Genomic DNA, 18993 nt, shown 5'->3' with positions numbered 1-18993 from the left:
CTCGTTTTATTTTGGATCGAATCCAAGAACTTCCTCTCCTAATTAAAGAATAATGAGAAGCCTCATTGAATTTATTAAGATATCGTGGTAAATTTAAGAAAACGATTACAAAGACGATTTAGGAGGTCCTGATGAAATCACATCAACCACGTTATGCGATTCGCAAGTATGCAGTAGGAGCTGCTTCGGTGCTCATAGGATTTTTTGCTGGTGCTCATGTTGTAGCTGCAGATACACCGACGACTACTGAAAGTCCTTCAACGACAGTTCCAACTCAGCCAAGCGAGGGTGAGTCAACGATTCCTCTTAATGAGGAAGCTTCTCAGCCAACAGTAGAAAAACCAACGGCTCCTGCCCCAATCGTCGATCAAAGTCAACCGACACTGCCTGATCGTGAATTGCGGGTATCAGATCTTGACCGTTTGATTCGCGAAGAAGCGAGCTCTGTCGCAGAGTCGGATGTGGCAGCTCAACCAGCGACAGCAGCGACGGAAACGCCTGCTAAAGATCCTGATCAGGAAGAAAAATTAGCCAAGAAAAAGATTGTTTCGATTGATGCTGGTCGCAAGTACTTCTCACCAGACCAAATCAAGGAAATCATTGATGAAGCTAGTAAGACGGGCTATACAGACTTGCATCTCCTAGTCGGGAATGACGGCTTGCGCTTTGTTCTAGATGATATGTCTTTGAAAGTGGGAGATACTTCTTATTCTAGCCAAGCCGTGACAGATGCGGTTGAAAAAGGGACGAAGGCTTATTACGATGATCCGAACGGGACAGCCTTGACCCAGGCTCAAATGGATGATATTTTGGCCTACGCCAAATCGAAGAAAGTAGGTGTCATCCCAACTATTAATAGTCCAGGTCACATGGATGCGATTCTGACTGCCATGGAACAATTGGGCATCGAAAACCCTCACTTTAATTATTTTGGTACAAAGAAATCAGCTCGGACAGTTGATTTGGACAACCAAAAAGCCTTAGACTTTACTAAGGCTTTGGTAGACAAGTATGCGGCTTATTTCAGCGGCAAGGCAGATATTTTCAATATTGGTTTGGATGAATATGCCAACGATGCCACAGATGCCCATGGTTGGCAGGTTCTCCAAGCCAGCAAGCATTGGCCAGGTGAAGGCTATCCAGAAAAAGGCTATGAAAAATTCATCCAATATGCTAATGATCTAGCAGCTATTGTGAAAAAACACAAGATGAAACCAATGGCCTTCAATGATGGAATCTACTACAATGGCGATACTTCCTATGGTACTTTTGACAAGGATATCATTGTCTCCTACTGGACAGGTGGCTGGAACGGCTATGATGTCGCATCTTCAAAACTCTTGTCTGAACTAGGTCATCAGATTCTTAATACCAATGATGCTTGGTATTATGTGCTTGGAAGGGACAAGGCTGGATCTGGTTGGTACAATCTTGATCAAGGTCTCGAAGGAATTTCCAAGTCAGCGATTGATGTGGTTCAAAAAAATGACGGGGCCAAGGTGCCCTTCATCGGTGGGATGGTAGCTGCCTGGGCAGATACACCATCCGCAACCTACAAAAAAGACCTTCTCTTTAAGCTCATGCATGCCTTCGCGGACAAGAATGCGGACTACTTTGTTGCAGATCTTGAAGTGGTCGAAAAAGCTCTTTCGGAAGCTCCAACTGATTTGGACCACTATACACCGGAATCTCTAGTAGCCTTTGCGGCAGCTAAAAAAGCATTAGAAGGGGCAGGAACAGACACGACTCGAGCAGAGGCCAAAACCTTGATCGACCATCTCAAAGCAGCTCAAGATGCTTTGGTGTATACGGAAAGCTACGCGAAAGAAGTTGCTGCAAAAGAAGCAGCAGAAAAACTTGCCATGAAGAAGGTCATCTCGATCGATGCAGGCCGCAAATACTTCTCATTGGATCAGCTGAAACGGATCGTCGATAAGGCCAGTGAGCTGGGTTATTCTGACTTGCACCTCCTTGTCGGAAACGATGGCATGCGCTTCGTCCTCGATGATATGACGGTGGAAGCCAATGGCAAAACCTATGCTAGTGACGATGTGAAAAAGGCCATTCTAGAAGGCACCAAGGCCTATTACGATGATCCAAATGGTCAAGCCTTGACTCAAGCAGAAATGGATGAGCTCCATGCTTATGCTACTGCAAAAGGAATCGGCTTGATTGCGACTGTCAATAGTCCTGGCCACATGGATGCTTTGTTGGTTGCCATGGAAAAATTGGGCATTGAAAACCCACAAGCCAGCTTTGATACGGTTTCAAAAACAACCATGGATTTGACCAATGAAGCAGCGGTCAACTTTACCAAAGCCTTAATTGGCAAGTACATGGACTACTTCAAAGACAAGTCTAAGATCTTTAACTACGGAACAGATGAATATGCCAATGACGCTACCAGTGCGCAAGGCTGGTACTACCTCAAGTGGTATGACCTCTATGGTAAATTTGCGGAGTATTCCAATAGTCTTGCAGCTATGGCGCGTGAAAAAGGCTTGCAGCCAATGGCCTTTAACGACGGCTTCTATTATGGAGATGAAGATGATGTTGCCTTTGACAAGGACGTCTTGATTTCCTACTGGTCTAAAGGATGGTGGGGCTATAACCTCGCATCTCCACAGTATTTGGCAGATAAGGGTTATAAATTCCTTAACACCAACGGAGACTGGTACTATGTTTTGGGCCACAAAGGTGACCAAAGTTATCCGCTCGAAAAAGCTATCCAAAATACAGAAACTGTTCCGTTTGAACAGTTAGCTTCAACCAAGTACCCTGATGTGAAATTACCAGTGTCCGGAAGTATGTTGGGAATCTGGGCTGATGAACCTGCCAATGAATACAAGGAAGAAGAAGTCTTCCAGGTTATGGAAGCTTTTGCCAACCACAACAAGGACTATTTCAAGGCGGACTTCACTGCTCTTAGAAAAGCAGTTGCTACGGTGCCAACAGATCTAGACATTTACACACCAGAATCGCGCGCAGCCCTTGCGAAAGTCTTAGATAGCTTGAATTGGAATGTGAGCCGTGCTCATCAAGATCAGGTGGATCAAGAAGTGGCCACTCTGACTCAAGCCCTTGCGGGGCTCAAGCCAATCACGCAAGTAGGTAGCTTGGCTGAAAATGACGTCAAAGCCCTAGTGGAAGACAAACCAAGTCTTGAAATCGTAGAAAAAGAACTTGATTTTGACCTTGTGGAACGGAGCAATCCAGATCTCGCTAAAGGAGAACGCAGGGTGATCCAGGCTGGGGTTAAAGGGCAAGGTCTTGAGTATGTAGAGGTTTCGGCACTTGATCAAAGTCGAAAAGTGATTGCTACAGAAGTTGCCACAGAGCCGGTTGCAGAAATTGTTGAAGTCGGTACCAAAGAAGTCGTGATCCCAACAAGCCCTTCCGTAGAAGCGCCAGTGAAGTCAGACGTGCTCGTAAACAAAGTGGTTCCAGATCCTTCAACACCTCAAGTGATTTCGAAAGATCAACCAGTTGCACCAGGAAATACCCCAACGCCAATTCCAGCAGCTGTGGAAAAAGAGGTTCGTTCAGAAACAGTATCTTCTAACAAGCAACTTCCAGAAACAGGAGTGGAATCTGCACTTGGACTCGCTTTACTAGGAGCGATCTTAGGAACAGCAGGAATGGACTTGAAAAATAAAAAAAGAGACTAAGACCTAGTAGATTTGTAACAGGTCGAAGTTAGGAGAGTGGGACAGAAATCGGTCATTCGTTAGAATTCGATTTCGTCGTCCCACCTCCGCACAGTTGAGTAGGGCTGTAAAAGCTGATGAAATCAGCGTAGTAGAGCCCACTCAACCACTGCGTCTTGCTCGACAATCCAAAAATAATTGAGAGGCTAGGACTTTTGTCCCAGCCTCTTTTTTTGCTTACAAAACTGTACCCGGACAGTTTGCTTTTTCCGCTCTTGTAACCCCTTCTATATCTTGCTAAAATAGAACCATGACACGATACAAAGCAACCATTTCATATGACGGGACCTTGTTTGCAGGGTTTCAACGCCAACCGCATGCCCGTAGTGTGCAAGAAGAAATCGAGAAGACCTTGACGCGTCTCAATCAAGGAACCCCTGTTATCGTTCATGGAGCGGGTCGAACGGATTCAGGCGTCCATGCTCTTGGGCAGGTGATTCATTTTGATCTCCCCCAAGCGCGGGACGAGGAGAAGCTTCGCTTTGCCCTCGATACCCAAACCCCAGAGGATATTGATTTCATCCGGGTGGAGCAAGTAGCAGATGACTTTCACTCACGCTACAAGAAGCACAGCAAAACCTATGAATTTATCGTGGATTATGGTCGTCCCAAGAACCCCATGATGCGCCACTATGCCACCCACTATCCTTATCCTTTGGATGTGGAAAAGATGCAGGTAGCCATCCAAAAGTTGGAGGGAACCCATGATTTCACCGGTTTTACGGCTTCAGGAACCAGTGTGGAAGACAAGGTTCGTACGATTACAGAGGCTCGCTTGGTCGAGGACGCAGAACATCATCGCCTTGTCTTTACCTTTTCGGGCAATGGTTTTCTCTACAAGCAAATCCGCAATATGGTGGGAACTTTGTTGAAGATCGGAAATGATCGGATGCCGATCGAGCAGATCGATCTGATTTTGGATAAGAAGGACCGCAATTTAGCAGGTCCTACAGCAGCGCCAAATGGCTTATATTTAAAGGAGATCCGTTATGAGTAATGAATTGATTCTAGCTATTTCAGGAAATGATATTTTTAGTGGGGGAGGTCTTCACGCAGACCTTGCAACCTATACAACCAATAAACAACATGGCTTTGTGGCGGTGACTTGTTTGACCGCTATGACGGAGCACGGTTTTGAAGTGATTCCGGTGGATCCAACGACCTTCGCTCAACAGCTCAACTCCCTCAAAGATGTTTCTTTCTCTGCTATTAAACTCGGTCTTTTGCCAAATGTTGAAGTGGCGGACTTAGCCTTGGACTATGTCAAAGCCCATGCGGAGATCCCTGTGGTACTAGATCCTGTCTTGGTCTGCAAGGAAAGCCATGATGTAGAAGTTTCAGCTCTTCGAGACGAATTGATCAAGTTCTTCCCTTATGTGACGATCATTACGCCAAACTTACCAGAAGCTGAGATCCTGACCCAAAGCAAGATTCAATCGCTCGACGATATGAAGGAGGCAGCGCGCAAGCTTCACGAATTAGGTGCAGCGAATGTCGTGGTCAAAGGAGGCAATCGTCTCAATAAAGAAAAGGCCATCGATGTCTTTTATGATGGGACAGACTTCACCGTCATTGAAGAGCCGGTCTTAGAAAAGAACAATACAGGAGCAGGTTGTACCTTTGCGTCTAGCATTTCCAGCCAGTTGGTGCAAGGGAAATCTCCACTTGAAGCTGTTAAAGCCTCTAAAGACTTTGTTTTCCAAGCGATTCAACATTCAGACCAGTATGGAGTAGTACAATATGACATCTAATCGAACTCAACTCATTGCCCGCCTTTCCATTTTGACAGCCTTGACAGTTGTACTTGGCTACTATACAAAACTTCCAACTCCCACAGGGATCGTCACCCTGTTAGATCTTGGTGCCTATTTCACAGCCTTCTATTTTGGGCGCAAGGAGGGTGCTATTGTCGGTGGTGTCGGAGCCTTCCTACTCGACCTGATTTCAGGCTATCCTCAGTGGATGTTCTTTAGCCTCCTCTTTCACGGAGGCCAAGGCTACTTCGCTGGCTTCAAGGGCAAAGCTCGTTACCTAGGCTTGCTCCTTGCGACAGTCGTCATGGTAGGCGGTTACGCACTAGCTTCTGCCCTCTTTTTAGGCAATGGCTGGGGTGCTGCTATCTCGGACATTCCGAATAACCTCGCTCAGAATTTTGTTGGAATGGCTTTAGGCTATGTGGTCTATTATGCATTTCAAAAGAAAGGAAGCTAATTCATGGATCTGGAGCAACTGAAGAAGGATACGAAAGAAATCCTGGTAGATGTCTTGGAAAAAAGCCGTCTCCGCCAAGGACAAATCCTCGTCCTCGGGATGTCTTCAAGCGAAGTTGCAGGAGGGCAAATTGGAAAGGCCTCCAACATCGATATTGCTGAAGCTATTGTCCAGACCTTGCTAGATGAGTTGAATCCAAGAGGGATTTATCTGGCGGTACAAGGATGTGAGCATCTCAATCGCGCCTTGGTGGTCGAAAGAGAATTGGCAGATAAAAAGGAGTTAGAAATCGTTAATGTCCTTCCGAGTCTCCATGCAGGAGGTGCTGGACAACTCGCAGCTTTCAAGTATTTTAAGGATCCTGTTGAGGTGGAATTTATCACAGCTCAAGCCGGGTTAGACATCGGAGATACCTCAGTAGGGATGCATGTCAAACACGTGCAAGTTCCGATTCGCCCTATCTTGCGTGAACTAGGTGGCGCCCATGTCACAGCCCTCGCCAGTCGGCCAAAATTGATCGGTGGCGCCCGTGCTCTCTACCTCGATGATCCCATCCGAAAATCATAATTAGAACTAGCTTTTAAGGGCTAGTTTTTTTGGATGAAAAGAGAGGCAAAAACGTTTTAAAACTTGCAATTTCAAAGTTTTGTGGTAAAATTATAAGGAATGACTATATTATTTTAAGGAGAGACAGAATGTCTGTATCATTTGAAAACAAAGAAACTAACCACGGTGTATTGACTTTCACAATCAGCCAAGAGCAAATCAAACCTGCTTTGGACCGTGTGTTTGAGTCTGTTAAGAAAACTTTGAACGTACCTGGATTCCGTAAAGGTCATATTCCACGTCCAATCTTCAACCAACGTTTTGGTGAAGAAGCTCTTTACCAAGATGCTTTGAACGATCTTCTTCCAGCAGCATACGAAGCAGCTGTTAAAGAAGCTGGAATCGAAGTTGTAGCACAACCAACTTTCGATGTTGTATCTATGGAAAAAGGTCAAGACTGGACATTGACAGCAGCTGTTGTAACAAAACCTGAAGTAAAATTGGGTGCTTACAAAGACCTTGAAGTGTCAGTAGAAGTTTCTAAAGAAGTAACAGACGCTGATGTGGATGCTCGTATCGAACGCGAACGCAACAACTTGGCTGAATTGGTTGTTAAAGAAGGTGCTGCTGCAGAAGGCGATACAGTTGTAATCGACTTCGTTGGATCTATCGACGGTGTTGAATTCGACGGTGGTAAAGGAGACAACTTCTCACTTGGACTTGGTTCAGGACAATTCATCCCAGGTTTCGAAGACCAATTGGTTGGACACTCTGCTGGTGAAACAGTTGATGTGATTGTAACATTCCCAGAAGACTACCAAGCAGCTGACCTTGCAGGTAAAGAAGCGAAATTCGTGACAACTATCCACGAAGTAAAAGCAAAAGAAGTACCAGCTCTTGACGATGAATTGGCAAAAGACATCGACGAAGAAGTTGAAACTCTTGCTGAATTGAAAGAAAAATACCGCAAAGAGTTGGCGGAAGCTAAAGAAGAAGCATACAACGATGCAGTAGAAGCAGCAGCAATCGATCTTGCAGTTGAAAACGCTGAAATCGTTGACCTTCCAGAAGAAATGATCCACGAAGAAGTACACCGTTCTATCAACGAGTTCCTTGGAAACATGCAACGTCAAGGTATCTCACCTGAAATGTACTTCCAAATCACTGGAACAACTCAAGAAGATCTTCACAAACAATACGAAGCAGAAGCTGAAAGCCGTACGAAGACAAACCTTGTGGTTGAAGCAGTAGCCAAAGCAGAAGGCTTCGAAGCAACTGAAGAAGAAATTAACGCTGAAATCGAGCAATTGGCAGCAGATTACAACATGCCAGTTGAACAAGTTCGCAACCTTCTTTCACCAGAAATGTTGAAACATGACATCACAGTGAAGAAAGCAGTGAATGTGATCACAAGCACAGCAAAAGTAAAATAATTGAGATAAAAAAGAAGAGCCGTGAGGCTCTTCTTTTTTTGATTTCATGGAGAATCCTGGAATTTTCCTTTGACGAAAGGGGAAATTTATCGTACAATAGAGTGTAACGATAAATTGCGTGATAGATTTAGTGACGAGAAGTTTTCAATCTATCATTGAGGATAGGATGAGGTTTAAGACCGGATCCTTCTCCATTTAGGAAATGAAACATAAGGAGATTTACCCTTGGAATTAGAAGTATTTGCTGGACAAGAAAAAAGTGAACTTTCTATGATTGAAGTGGCGCGTGCGATTTTGGAATTACGCGGACGTGACCATGAAATGTACTTTAGCGATCTTGTAAATGAAATTCAAAATTACCTTGAAAAATCAAACAGCGAGATCCGTGAAGCTCTTCCATTGTTCTACACAGAATTGAATGTAGATGGAAGCTTTATCCCACTTGGAGATAACAAATGGGGTCTTCGTTCATGGTATGCCATCGATGAAGTTGACGAAGAAATCATCGCTCTTGAAGAAACAGACGAGGATGAAACTCCTAAGAAACGGAAGAAAAAACGTGTCAATGCCTTCATGGATGGAGACGAAGATGCGATCGATTACAACGACGACGATCCAGAAGACGAAGAAGTTTACGAAGCAGATCCAGCTCTTTCATATGATGAAGAAAATCCAGACGATGAAAAGAGTGAAGTCGAAGCTTACGATGCTGAAATCAATGAAATCGTACCAGATGATTTGGGTGAGGAAGTTGAATTAAGCGAAGAAGACGACGAAGAAGAGGATTCTGAAGACGAGGAAGAAGAATAAATCATGAGAAGAGGCTGGGACAAAAGTCCTAGCCTCTCAATTATTTTTGGATTGTTGAGCAAGACGCAGTGGTTGAGTGGGCTCTACTACGCTGATTTCATCAGCTTTTACAGCCCTACTCAACTGTGCGGAGGTGGGACGACGAAATCGAATTCTAACGAATTACCGATTTCTGTCCCACTCTCTTTTTGTTTGCATTGAAAAAAGTGATGAAATGTCGTATGATAAACGTGTAAGGTTTCCCAATAGGAGGTGTTCCAGATGGACTTTCGTTTAGATCAAAGTTTAGTAGCTCTTGGTATTGATACAGTTGTGGTCGGAATTGCTAGAAATGTGGATCCTCAAGCAGTTTTGCTCCCTTCTTTTCTTGAAAAGAAGAAAGAGCTTGAACAATGGGCGCTCCAGTGTCAGACAGAAGAAGTAGTGGCATCTCCTGTCATTAAAGGGTATACAGACCTTTTGCAAAAAGTAGGGCGTAGCATCAAGAAAAATCTACCAACAGTCCTAGCTCTTATCCGAAACATCCAGCATCGAGGAGCTCTTCCTCAGATCAATAGCATCATCGATATCTATAATGTCGAATCGCTGAAGTCTTTTCTCGCGATCGGAGGACATGACCTAGATAAGATTGAGGGACCGATTGAATTTACAGTGAGTCAAAGAGACGAACTCTTTCTCCCTATCCTTTCTAGTGAAAAACATGTCGCACCGACAGATCCTGTCTACCGGGATCAAAAAGGAGTTCTGGCTTGGTTGGATGTACGCGATAGTGACCATTACAAATTTGAGGAGACTACGCAAAACGCCCTCTTTGTCATCCAAGGAAATACCGAGACGTCAGTCGAGATGCGTTTAGAAGCGCTAGAACGAATCCACAAGGACCTTGCTCTTTGCATGCCTCAGCTTCAATTTGAGAAATTTCTCGTCACACAAAATGGAGTGGAAAAGGTCGTGTAAACAGCGAAAATCATTTTCATGAAATTTTCAATTTGACAAAGTAATCCATTTGCGGTAAGATATTGTTCGGGCACCTCATTTTGAGGTCGGAGCTCCCTAAGGATTAGGGAGCTATTTTTGTTTTTTCTGAAAAGAGGAATGGCCTCTACAACATTAGAAGAAGAGGAAAGCACATGTCAACAAAATATATTTTTGTCACGGGTGGTGTCGTATCATCCATCGGGAAAGGGATTGTCGCAGCAAGTCTTGGTCGCTTGCTCAAAAATCGTGGATTGAAAGTGACGATCCAAAAATTTGACCCTTATATCAATATTGACCCAGGGACGATGAGCCCTTACCAACACGGGGAAGTATTTGTCACAGACGATGGCGCTGAGACAGACTTGGACCTTGGTCACTATGAACGCTTCATTGATATCAATCTGAATAAGTACTCAAATGTGACGACAGGAAAAATTTATAGTGAGGTCCTTCGCAAAGAACGTCGTGGAGAATACTTGGGAGCGACAGTACAGGTTATTCCTCATATCACAGATGCTTTGAAAGAAAAGATCAAACGAGCAGCGACAACGACGGATTCAGATGTCATCATCACAGAAGTCGGGGGAACAGTTGGAGACATTGAGTCCCTTCCATTCCTTGAAGCTCTTCGTCAAATGAAGGCAGATGTTGGTGCTGAAAATGTTATGTACATCCACACCACTCTTCTACCTTACTTGAAGGCTGCGGGAGAAATGAAAACCAAGCCGACGCAACACTCTGTGAAAGAATTGCGTGGTCTTGGGATTCAACCAAATATGTTGGTCATCCGTACAGAAAAACCAGCTGGTCAAGGAATTAAGAACAAGTTGGCTCAATTCTGTGATGTCGCACCAGAAGCTGTCATCGAATCACTTGATGTGGAACATTTGTACCAAATCCCATTGAACTTGCAAGCACAAAATATGGACCAAATCGTTTGTGACCATTTGAAATTGGATGTTCCTGCAGCAGATATGACAGAATGGTCTGCGATGGTCGACAAGGTCATGAACCTCAAGAAGCAGGTCAAGATTTCCTTGGTTGGAAAATACGTAGAATTGCAAGATGCCTACATTTCTGTCGTTGAGGCCTTGAAGCACTCAGGGTACGCCAACGATGCAGAAGTCAAGATTAATTGGGTCAATGCCAATGATGTGACAGCTGAAAATGTGGCAGAACTCCTTGGAGATGCGGATGGAATCATCGTCCCAGGTGGTTTTGGTCAACGGGGAACAGAAGGAAAAATTCAAGCCATCAAGTATGCGCGTGAACAAGATGTCCCAATGTTGGGTGTCTGCTTGGGTATGCAGTTAACCTGTATCGAATTTGCCCGTCACGTTTTAGGCTTGGAAGGGGCCAATTCATCCGAATTGGATCCAGAAACCAAGTATCCAATTATCGATATCATGCGGGACCAAATCGATGTGGAAGACATGGGTGGAACACTCCGTCTCGGTCTTTACCCATCTAAACTCAAACGAGGTTCAAAAGCAGCCGCTGCCTATGACAATCAAGAAGTGGTGCAACGTCGCCACCGTCACCGTTATGAGTTTAACAATGCTTTCCGTGAACAGTTTGAAGAAGCAGGATTTGTCTTCTCAGGCGTTTCACCAGACAACCGTTTGGTCGAAATCGTTGAAATCCCAGAAAACAAATTCTTTGTCGCTTGCCAATATCACCCAGAATTGTCAAGTCGTCCAAACCGTCCAGAAGGACTTTACACAGCCTTTATCACAGCGGCAGTTGAAAACCACGATAGCAAATAAAAATCAAGGGAGCAGGTCGAAGGACCTGCTCCCTTTGTGTGAAAAAATGACAAACTCTGAAAAAAGTTTGAAAAAAATCTTGACAAAAAAGTCGTTGATTGATATACTAGTAAAGTACTCAATCGCGGGGATGGCGGAATTGGCAGACGCGCAGGACTAAGGATCCTGTGACCGCTTTAGGTCGTGAGGGTTCAAGTCCCTCTCTCCGCATCGGATCAAGATAGCTTCGGCTATCTTTTTTTGTTTTCAAATTTCTTTGTGGTAGAATAGGTGTGAGATGAGGTGAGAACATGAAGAAAAAGGATCTGGTTTTGGCCGATGGCCTCTTTGCACTATTGGGAAGTGCCATTAATTTTTTCGGTCCTATCCTGATTTTAGCGATGGCGATAGGCGCATACAAGGATACTTTTAGATATTTTATCGCCTTAAACATATGGAATGTTTTCATTTTTTTAGTGGCGATTGCTTCTAAGTATCTGCTCAGAGATGAAAAAAGGCTGAAAAGATGGATTCCCAATCTCTTTTTGATAGCGGGCTTTATTCTCTTTCTTGCCTCAATCCTTGCTGTGTGTGAGAATATTCCCTTTCTTGAGGGATTGGTAAACGGACTTCTTGGGAAAATGTTTACCGACAGTCAGTTATTTGCTGCTTATTTCTATTCTCAATGGGTCGCAGGAGGACTCCTTGTGATTTGCGGGATTGCCTTTCTCCTTTCACTAAAAAATTTTAAAGAAGAGAATTGAAGGGGGTGTAAGTCCCCTTCTTTTACTTGTTTACTAGGATGAAAGCCTTAGGAGATAGGAGATTCCGCCCTAATTATCATAAGAAAGTGCTTAAAGACACAGGAAAAGCTAGCAATTTCATCTAAAAAGTGATAAAATAAACAATGTAAGTGGGATCAATCCCACAAAAATTTATAGGAGGCCTATGACAAATGGCAATCGTTTCAGCAGAAAAATTTGTCCAAGCAGCTCGTGACAATGGTTATGCAGTTGGTGGATTTAACACAAACAACCTTGAGTGGACTCAAGCTATCTTGCGTGCAGCAGAAGCTAAGAAAGCTCCAGTACTTATCCAAACTTCTATGGGTGCTGCTAAATACATGGGTGGTTACAAAGTAGCTCGCAACTTGATCGCTAACCTTGTAGAATCAATGGGTATCACTGTACCAGTTGCTATTCACCTTGACCATGGTCACTACGACGATGCTCTTGAATGTATCGAAGCTGGTTACACTTCAATCATGTTTGACGGTTCACACCTTCCAGTTGAAGAAAACCTTAAATTGGCGAAAGATGTCGTTGAAAAAGCTCATGCTAAAGGTATCTCAGTAGAAGCTGAAGTTGGTACTATCGGTGGTGAAGAAGACGGTATCATCGGTGACGGTGAATTGGCACCAATCGAAGATGCTAAAGCAATGGTTGCTACAGGAATCGACTTCTTGGCTGCAGGTATCGGTAACATCCACGGTCCTTACCCAGCAAACTGGAAAGGTCTTCACCTTGACCACTTGCAAAAATTGACTGAAGCTGTTCCAGGATTCCCAATCGTATTGCACGGTGGATCAGGTATCCCTGATGATCAAATCCAAGCAGCGATCAAACTTGGTGTTGCGAAAGTTAACGTGAACACTGAATGCCAAATCGCATTTGCAAATGCTACTCGTCAATTCGTACGTGAATACGATGCAAACGAAGCAGAATACGACAAGAAGAAACTCTTCGACCCACGTAAATTCTTGAAACCAGGTTTCGAAGCAATTACTGCAGCCGTTGAAGAACGTATCGACGTATTCGGTTCAGAAGGCAAAGCTTAATTAAAAACAGGAAAGCAAGGTCCCATGTGGATCTTGTTTTTTTGTTTGGGAAAGGTTGCTTCCAGAGGTTAATTTTTGTACAATATGCCTATGAAAAAATTCAAACTGTGGAGCTGGATCGTTTGTGGCTTTCTCCTGCTCTTTTTAGGTGCTACATTTGTTTTTCATCAATTCAGTTTACGAAATGAAAGTAAGCTTCTCACACCCATTGGTAAACAAGTTACAGTCAATGGACATCGAATGAATGTCTCTGTTAAAGGAGAAGGGCCTCAAACAATCGTTTTTCTTTCAGGTGCTGGTATCGCTTCCCCTGTCCTAGACTTTAAGAATCTATCAGATTCCCTATCCAAAAAATACAAGGTTGTTATCGTGGAGCGAGCAGGGTATGGTTTTAGCGAAGATAGTGATCGTTCAAGAGATGTGATGGGGGTCCTTTCTGAGACGCGTCAAGCTTTGGCGCAAGCTCATGTTTCAGGACCTTATGTGATTATTTCGCATTCTATGGCTAGTTTAGAGAGTCTTGCTTGGCAAGAGAAATATCCGAATGAAGTGAAGGCTTTGATTGGCCTGGATTGGGCCTTGCCAGCGAGTTATGAAGATTTAAAGGATAATCAGGCCTTGCTTACTGTGGCTTATTGGAGCAGTAAGATTGGCTTATTACGCTATTTCCCTGAGTCCTTTTATATAAAAAATCCAACTCTGACTGAAACTGAACGACAACAATATAAATTACTAGCATATAAGCAGTTGATGTCACAAGCCATGCTTCATGAATCCCGTTTGGCAAAGGAAAATGCCAAGAAAGTTCCATCTAGCATTAATCCGAAAATTCCAGCCTTACTCCTGGTTTCTAACGGTGAAGGCACGACCTTTAGCCAATCAGAGTGGCAACGTTATGCAGAGAGATTTGCAAGCGACCAGTCTAATGTTCAAGTCGACTATATGGATGCGCCTCACGACCTCTATCATTATCAAAGCGATGCTATTGTTTCTCGTATTAAAGAATTTTTAGAGAATAATTGAGGGCTTAAAAATCCATTGAGACTGATGATAATAATTGAAAGGTAATGACTTATGAATAATTCTTATATTTTACTTAGACATGCTCATTCAAGATTTTCAAGTGATGATTTTAATAGAACTTTGTCAGAAAAAGGATTTTCATCTCTTAATCAGTTAGATTTTTTGAATTCTTTTAATATTGATTATTATTTTTCTAGTCCTTATAAACGAGCATTTGAAACGATTAATAGCTCGCCAATTCAATTTGATAAAATAGTTCTTGATAATCGGTTACGAGAGCGAAAATTATCCTCAAGATTTATTGAAGATACTGAGTTTGAAAAAACAATTCAATATTTATGGCAAAATCCAGATAAATCTCTTATTGGAGGCGAGTCCAATCGAGAAGCATTAAATAGAATTTTAGATTTATTTGAGGACTTGGAAGAAAGGTATTCAGATAAAACCATTTTACTGAGTTCTCATGGAAATTTGCTAGGAATCTTAATCAATCATTTTGATTCAAGTTTTGATTATAAAAAATGGGGACAGATGACTTTTCCAGATTGCTTTCTAGTTGACAAAGATAAGAGTGTGAAAAGAATTATGAAAGTTACATCTAGGTAATTATTTAGTTCAATCTATGTGATTTTATTTTCTGTTATTACAAATAGAATTGAAGGAAAAATAGCCATGATATTCGATCAGTCCTTGCAAGCCTACCTACATGAAGTAGATGATGTTCTTGTAGCTTGGGAAGAAAAACCAAGTGGAAACTTTGAGATGGAAGCTCAGTTGCTTGCAGCCAATTACCATAAAAATCTTTACCGTATTCTTGCATTTATACTGCCTCATTTACAAGAATTTTATGGGTATTTCACAGATGAAGAAGCTACTGAAAAATTGGGTAAACCCATCATCGAGCCAGAAAGACAAACCGTTACTTTCTGCGATCAAACTTTTGATGATATTCATATCTTTTCTTTTGACTATCAGGGGCAGGCATTTGAGAGTCTGGAGAATTTTGCCATTGATGGTTAAGGTCTGTTTTCAGTTTTAAAAAGAAGGAGAGAGACTGATGAGTACTGCTGATTTTGTCTTTATTGAGAGTAAAGACCCCATATTCCTAGATTTACAAGCCTTTTGTACTGCTTTGAGAGAAAAATTCCCAGGTATTTTGATCAGAGAAAGGACGAATCCTGAAAAAGCTTACTCGCTTTCTTGGGATTATCAAAGTCCTCAGCTTACTTTGGAAAGTTCACTGAGTAGCAAGAAAAATGTTTTTGTGATTGATTACTTTGATTCAACGAACAGGTTACAAGATTATGCCTCCTATATCATCTGGCTTCGGAAATGGTTTCCACCTGAAGAGAAGGTTTCCTTTTGTGATGAAGGATATGAGTATATGTTTGAACTTCCTAGTGATTTATCCCAAAAGGAGTTTGAAAACTACTTACAAACAAGGTTTGATGAGTGAAGAAGAAGTTCGAAAACGAATAATGATATGGAACAGTTGAAAAGGAGAATCAGATGCTTACTAAAGATGATATGTTAGTTGCTTTGCATGATGCAATTACTGAAGACCAAGAATTTGAGTTGGCAGACGAGATTGTAGATGCCATGGAGGCTTCCCCTCAACCCTTTGATTTGGTTGCTCCCATATTAGAACTCATTGCTAACCACCCAGAAGTTGATTTTGGTTCTCCAGGTGAATTGGTACACTTTGTGGAGAAGTTTTATCATCAAGGCTATGAGGATTTATTGTTGGAGTCAGTTCTAAAAAGTCCAACTGTGCATAACATCTGGATGCTTCATCGATGCTATAATGACAATGATCCAAATCTAGTCTGGCAGATTCAGACTTTGGTTGGAGAACTGAAGAAGGATAAGACTCTTGATTCACAAGTAAGAAGCATGATTGAAGACTTAACTTGGTAGAGGTAGGTGATGCAGCATCACCTTTTTATCTTTTCTTAGGGATAAAAATTTTCGATATAAATTAACACTTGTTTTCCTTAGACATTTGCACTATAATAGGGTGTTATTAGGGCTTTCTTTCCTTATGTTGAAAAAAAGGCAGATTTTAGGAGATAGATATGGCAATGATAGAAGTGGAACATCTTCAGAAAAATTTTGTGAAGACAGTTAAGGAGCCGGGGTTAAAGGGAGCCTTGCGCTCCTTTATTCATCCTGAAAAGCAGACCTTTGAAGCGGTCAAGGATTTAACTTTTGAAGTTCCAAAAGGGCAGATTTTAGGATTTATCGGGGCAAATGGTGCTGGGAAGTCAACCACCATCAAAATGCTGACAGGAATTTTGAAGCCCACATCTGGCTTTTGTCGGATTAACGGCAAGATTCCCCAGGATAATCGCCAAGATTATGTCAAGGATATTGGAGTCGTTTTCGGACAACGCACCCAGCTATGGTGGGATTTGGCTTTGCAAGAGACCTACACGGTTTTGAAAGAGATCTATGATGTACCGGACTCGCTTTTCCATAAGCGCATGGACTTTTTGAATGAAGTTTTGGATTTGAAGGAATTTATCAAGGATCCTGTGCGGACTCTTTCACTAGGTCAACGGATGCGGGCGGATATTGCGGCTTCCTTGCTTCACAATCCCAAAGTTCTCTTTTTAGATGAACCGACTATTGGTTTGGATGTGTCGGTCAAGGACAACATTCGTCGGGCCATTACCCAGATTAATCAGGAGGAAGAGACAACTATTCTCTTGACTACTCATGATTTGAGTGATATTGAGCAACTCTGTGATCGGATTTTTATGATTGATAAGGGGCAAGAGATTTTTGATGGAACGGTTAGCCAGCTCAAGGAGACCTTTGGCAAGATGAAGACTCTCTCCTTTGACCTGACGCCAGGTCAAAATCATCTAGTCTCTCATTATGAGGGCTTGCCTGATATGTCCATTGATAGACAAGGAAATACTCTCAATATTGAATTCGATAGTTCCCGCTACCAGTCGGCCGATATTATCAAGCAAACCTTATCTGATTTTGAGGTCCGTGATTTGAAGATGGTAGATACGGATATTGAAGATATTATCCGTCGCTTCTATCGAAAGGAGCTCTAAGATGGTCAAATTGTGGAGACGTTATAAACCCTTTATCAATGCAGGGATTCAGGAGTTGATTAGCTATCGAGTCAACTTTATTCTTTATCGGATTGGCGATGTCATGGGTGCTTTTGTGGCTTTTTATCTATGGAAGGCTGTCTTTGATTCCTCCCAGGAGACTTTGATTCAGGGCTTCAGTATGGCGGATATCACCCTCTACATCATCATGAGTTTTGTGACTAATCTTCTGACTAGGTCGGATTCTTCCTTTATGATTGGTGATGAGGTTAAGGATGGTTCCATTATCATGCGTTTGCTGAGACCAGTGCATTTTGCGGCCTCTTACCTTTTCACCGAACTTGGCTCCAAGTGGTTGATTTTTATCTCTGTTGGACTGCCATTTTTAAGTGTCATGGTTTTGATGAAAATCTTATCTGGGCAAGGTATTGTAGAAGTGCTGGGATTAACTGTCCTTTATCTCTTTAGCTTAACTCTGGCTTATCTGATTAACTTTTTCTTTAATATCTGCTTTGGATTTTCAGCCTTTGTATTTAAAAATCTTTGGGGTTCCAACCTACTTAAGACTTCCATAGTGGCCTTTATGTCTGGGAGTTTGATTCCCTTGGCTTTCTTTCCAAAGGTCATTTCAGATATTCTGTCCTTCTTACCTTTCTCATCCTTAATTTACACTCCGGTCATGATTATTGTTGGGAAATACGATGCTAGTCAGATTCTTCAAGCACTTTTGCTTCAGCTTTTCTGGCTTATAGTGATGGTGGGCTTGTCTCAGTTGATTTGGAAACGAGTCCAGTCATTTATCACCATTCAGGGAGGTTAGTATGAAAAAATATCAACGCATGCATCTGATTTTTATCAGACAGTACATCAAGCAAATCATGGAATACAAGGTAGATTTTGTGGTTGGTGTGTTGGGAGTCTTTCTGACTCAAGGCCTGAACCTCTTGTTTCTCAATGTCATCTTTCAACACATTCCCTCCCTAGAAGGTTGGACTTTTCAAGAAATTGCCTTTATCTATGGATTTTCCTTAATTCCAAAGGGACTAGATCATCTCTTTTTTGACAATCTCTGGGCTTTAGGTCAACGACTAGTTCGAAAAGGGGAGTTTGACAAGTATCTGACTCGTCCTATCAATCCTCTCTTTCACATCCTCGTTGAGACCTTTCAGATTGATGCCTTGGGTGAACTTTTGGTCGGTGGAATTTTACTAGCGACAACGGCGACTAGCATTGCTTGGACTCTTCCAAAATTCCTGATTTTTCTAGTTTGTATTCCTTTTGCGACCTTGATTTATACTTCCTTGAAAATTGCTACAGCCAGCATCGCTTTTTGGACCAAGCAGTCAGGTGCCATGATTTACATTTTCTATATGTTTAATGATTTTGCCAAGTATCCTATTTCTATTTACAATTCGCTCCTTCGTTGGTTAATTAGCTTTATTGTACCTTTCGCCTTTACGGCCTACTATCCTGCCAGCTATTTCTTGCAGGACAAGGATGGACTCTTTAATATTGGTGGTTTGATTCTGATTTCCCTTGTTTTCTTTGTTATTTCCCTCAAACTTTGGGACAGGGGATTGGATGCCTACGAAAGTGCTGGTTCGTAAGAGGTAAAGTAAGACTAAAATCAAGAAA

At 42.4% G+C, this 18993-nt stretch carries 19 protein-coding genes and 1 tRNA gene; all 20 read left to right on the top strand.

The window, feature by feature from the left end; translation table 11 throughout:
- Nucleotides 1–131: 131 nt before the first annotated feature.
- The 20 genes from AC6IZR_RS09115 to AC6IZR_RS09020 all read left to right on the top strand — a co-directional run bounded on the left by AC6IZR_RS09115 (nucleotide 132) and on the right by AC6IZR_RS09020 (nucleotide 18965).
- The gene (locus AC6IZR_RS09115; RefSeq protein ID WP_497848465.1) at nucleotides 132–3668 is read left to right on the top strand and encodes a family 20 glycosylhydrolase; all 3537 of its coding nucleotides are present in this window, start codon (nucleotides 132–134) and stop codon (nucleotides 3666–3668) included.
- A 289-nt stretch (nucleotides 3669–3957) separates the two neighbouring features.
- Nucleotides 3958–4704 carry a tRNA pseudouridine(38-40) synthase TruA gene (gene truA, locus AC6IZR_RS09110; protein WP_497848464.1) on the top strand — a complete coding sequence of 249 codons (747 nt, stop codon included), beginning with the start codon at nucleotides 3958–3960 and terminating at the stop codon, nucleotides 4702–4704.
- Entirely contained in the window at nucleotides 4697–5458 is a 762-nt protein-coding gene (locus tag AC6IZR_RS09105; protein ID WP_497848463.1) for a bifunctional hydroxymethylpyrimidine kinase/phosphomethylpyrimidine kinase, read from the top strand. Before truA ends, AC6IZR_RS09105 begins: the two co-directional genes overlap by 8 nt.
- Entirely contained in the window at nucleotides 5448–5918 is a 471-nt protein-coding gene (locus AC6IZR_RS09100; protein ID WP_003017988.1) for an ECF transporter S component, read from the top strand. The genes AC6IZR_RS09105 and AC6IZR_RS09100 overlap by 11 nt, the downstream gene beginning before the upstream one ends.
- A gap of 3 nt (nucleotides 5919–5921) precedes the next feature.
- A complete protein-coding gene (locus AC6IZR_RS09095) occupies nucleotides 5922–6485 on the top strand; it encodes a TIGR01440 family protein (RefSeq protein ID WP_049497648.1) in 564 nt (187 codons plus the stop codon).
- Nucleotides 6486–6613: 128 nt separating this feature from the next.
- Entirely contained in the window at nucleotides 6614–7897 is a 1284-nt protein-coding gene (gene tig / locus AC6IZR_RS09090) for a trigger factor (RefSeq protein ID WP_214255291.1), read from the top strand.
- Nucleotides 7898–8122: 225 nt separating this feature from the next.
- Nucleotides 8123–8707, top strand: coding sequence for a DNA-directed RNA polymerase subunit delta (rpoE, locus tag AC6IZR_RS09085; protein ID WP_003010182.1), 585 nt, complete (start codon nucleotides 8123–8125; stop codon nucleotides 8705–8707).
- A 261-nt stretch (nucleotides 8708–8968) separates the two neighbouring features.
- Nucleotides 8969–9664, top strand: a complete 696-nt coding sequence (locus AC6IZR_RS09080; protein WP_497848462.1) for a B3/B4 domain-containing protein — start codon at nucleotides 8969–8971, stop codon at nucleotides 9662–9664.
- A 173-nt stretch (nucleotides 9665–9837) separates the two neighbouring features.
- Nucleotides 9838–11451 carry a CTP synthase gene (pyrG, locus tag AC6IZR_RS09075; protein WP_003004055.1) on the top strand — a complete coding sequence of 538 codons (1614 nt, stop codon included), beginning with the start codon at nucleotides 9838–9840 and terminating at the stop codon, nucleotides 11449–11451.
- A 124-nt stretch (nucleotides 11452–11575) separates the two neighbouring features.
- A tRNA-Leu gene (locus AC6IZR_RS09070) sits at nucleotides 11576–11661 on the top strand.
- Between the two features lie 80 nt (nucleotides 11662–11741).
- Entirely contained in the window at nucleotides 11742–12194 is a 453-nt protein-coding gene (locus AC6IZR_RS09065; RefSeq protein ID WP_480992317.1) for a hypothetical protein, read from the top strand.
- A 191-nt stretch (nucleotides 12195–12385) separates the two neighbouring features.
- Nucleotides 12386–13267, top strand: a complete 882-nt coding sequence (locus tag AC6IZR_RS09060; RefSeq protein ID WP_497848461.1) for a class II fructose-bisphosphate aldolase — start codon at nucleotides 12386–12388, stop codon at nucleotides 13265–13267.
- A gap of 84 nt (nucleotides 13268–13351) precedes the next feature.
- A complete protein-coding gene (locus AC6IZR_RS09055) occupies nucleotides 13352–14290 on the top strand; it encodes an alpha/beta fold hydrolase (RefSeq protein WP_049518258.1) in 939 nt (312 codons plus the stop codon).
- A gap of 51 nt (nucleotides 14291–14341) precedes the next feature.
- A complete protein-coding gene (locus AC6IZR_RS09050) occupies nucleotides 14342–14896 on the top strand; it encodes a histidine phosphatase family protein (protein WP_024055415.1) in 555 nt (184 codons plus the stop codon).
- Between the two features lie 66 nt (nucleotides 14897–14962).
- Nucleotides 14963–15310 carry a hypothetical protein gene (locus tag AC6IZR_RS09045; RefSeq protein WP_024055414.1) on the top strand — a complete coding sequence of 116 codons (348 nt, stop codon included), beginning with the start codon at nucleotides 14963–14965 and terminating at the stop codon, nucleotides 15308–15310.
- Between the two features lie 37 nt (nucleotides 15311–15347).
- Complete coding sequence (locus AC6IZR_RS09040; protein ID WP_049518257.1) at nucleotides 15348–15746, top strand: hypothetical protein; 399 nt, start codon at nucleotides 15348–15350, stop codon at nucleotides 15744–15746.
- 53 nt (nucleotides 15747–15799) lie between these two features.
- Entirely contained in the window at nucleotides 15800–16207 is a 408-nt protein-coding gene (locus AC6IZR_RS09035) for a hypothetical protein (protein ID WP_497848460.1), read from the top strand.
- Between the two features lie 158 nt (nucleotides 16208–16365).
- A complete protein-coding gene (locus AC6IZR_RS09030) occupies nucleotides 16366–17358 on the top strand; it encodes an ABC transporter ATP-binding protein (RefSeq protein ID WP_037602142.1) in 993 nt (330 codons plus the stop codon).
- 1 nt (nucleotide 17359) lies between these two features.
- Nucleotides 17360–18178, top strand: coding sequence for an ABC transporter permease (locus AC6IZR_RS09025; RefSeq protein ID WP_497848459.1), 819 nt, complete (start codon nucleotides 17360–17362; stop codon nucleotides 18176–18178).
- A 1-nt stretch (nucleotide 18179) separates the two neighbouring features.
- Nucleotides 18180–18965, top strand: coding sequence for an ABC transporter permease (locus AC6IZR_RS09020; protein ID WP_003017328.1), 786 nt, complete (start codon nucleotides 18180–18182; stop codon nucleotides 18963–18965).
- The last annotated feature ends 28 nt before the right edge of the window (nucleotides 18966–18993 follow it).

This window comes from Streptococcus mobilis, from assembly GCF_059727625.1.
Note: the sequence above shows the minus strand (reverse complement) of the source record. Positions and strands in the feature narration are given on the sequence as shown.

Bases quoted from the DNA above. Each gene is read 5' to 3' on its own strand.
- AC6IZR_RS09115 (WP_497848465.1), top strand. From the start codon at position 132: ATGAAATCACATCAACCACGTTATGCGATTCGCAAGTATGCAGTAGGA.
- truA (WP_497848464.1), top strand. From the start codon at position 3,958: ATGACACGATACAAAGCAACCATTTCATATGACGGGACCTTGTTTGCA.
- AC6IZR_RS09105 (WP_497848463.1), top strand. From the start codon at position 4,697: ATGAGTAATGAATTGATTCTAGCTATTTCAGGAAATGATATTTTTAGT.
- AC6IZR_RS09100 (WP_003017988.1), top strand. From the start codon at position 5,448: ATGACATCTAATCGAACTCAACTCATTGCCCGCCTTTCCATTTTGACA.
- AC6IZR_RS09095 (WP_049497648.1), top strand. From the start codon at position 5,922: ATGGATCTGGAGCAACTGAAGAAGGATACGAAAGAAATCCTGGTAGAT.
- tig (WP_214255291.1), top strand. From the start codon at position 6,614: ATGTCTGTATCATTTGAAAACAAAGAAACTAACCACGGTGTATTGACT.
- AC6IZR_RS09080 (WP_497848462.1), top strand. From the start codon at position 8,969: ATGGACTTTCGTTTAGATCAAAGTTTAGTAGCTCTTGGTATTGATACA.
- pyrG (WP_003004055.1), top strand. From the start codon at position 9,838: ATGTCAACAAAATATATTTTTGTCACGGGTGGTGTCGTATCATCCATC.
- AC6IZR_RS09065 (WP_480992317.1), top strand. From the start codon at position 11,742: ATGAAGAAAAAGGATCTGGTTTTGGCCGATGGCCTCTTTGCACTATTG.
- AC6IZR_RS09060 (WP_497848461.1), top strand. From the start codon at position 12,386: ATGGCAATCGTTTCAGCAGAAAAATTTGTCCAAGCAGCTCGTGACAAT.
- AC6IZR_RS09055 (WP_049518258.1), top strand. From the start codon at position 13,352: ATGCCTATGAAAAAATTCAAACTGTGGAGCTGGATCGTTTGTGGCTTT.
- AC6IZR_RS09050 (WP_024055415.1), top strand. From the start codon at position 14,342: ATGAATAATTCTTATATTTTACTTAGACATGCTCATTCAAGATTTTCA.
- AC6IZR_RS09045 (WP_024055414.1), top strand. From the start codon at position 14,963: ATGATATTCGATCAGTCCTTGCAAGCCTACCTACATGAAGTAGATGAT.
- AC6IZR_RS09040 (WP_049518257.1), top strand. From the start codon at position 15,348: ATGAGTACTGCTGATTTTGTCTTTATTGAGAGTAAAGACCCCATATTC.
- AC6IZR_RS09035 (WP_497848460.1), top strand. From the start codon at position 15,800: ATGCTTACTAAAGATGATATGTTAGTTGCTTTGCATGATGCAATTACT.
- AC6IZR_RS09030 (WP_037602142.1), top strand. From the start codon at position 16,366: ATGGCAATGATAGAAGTGGAACATCTTCAGAAAAATTTTGTGAAGACA.
- AC6IZR_RS09025 (WP_497848459.1), top strand. From the start codon at position 17,360: ATGGTCAAATTGTGGAGACGTTATAAACCCTTTATCAATGCAGGGATT.
- AC6IZR_RS09020 (WP_003017328.1), top strand. From the start codon at position 18,180: ATGAAAAAATATCAACGCATGCATCTGATTTTTATCAGACAGTACATC.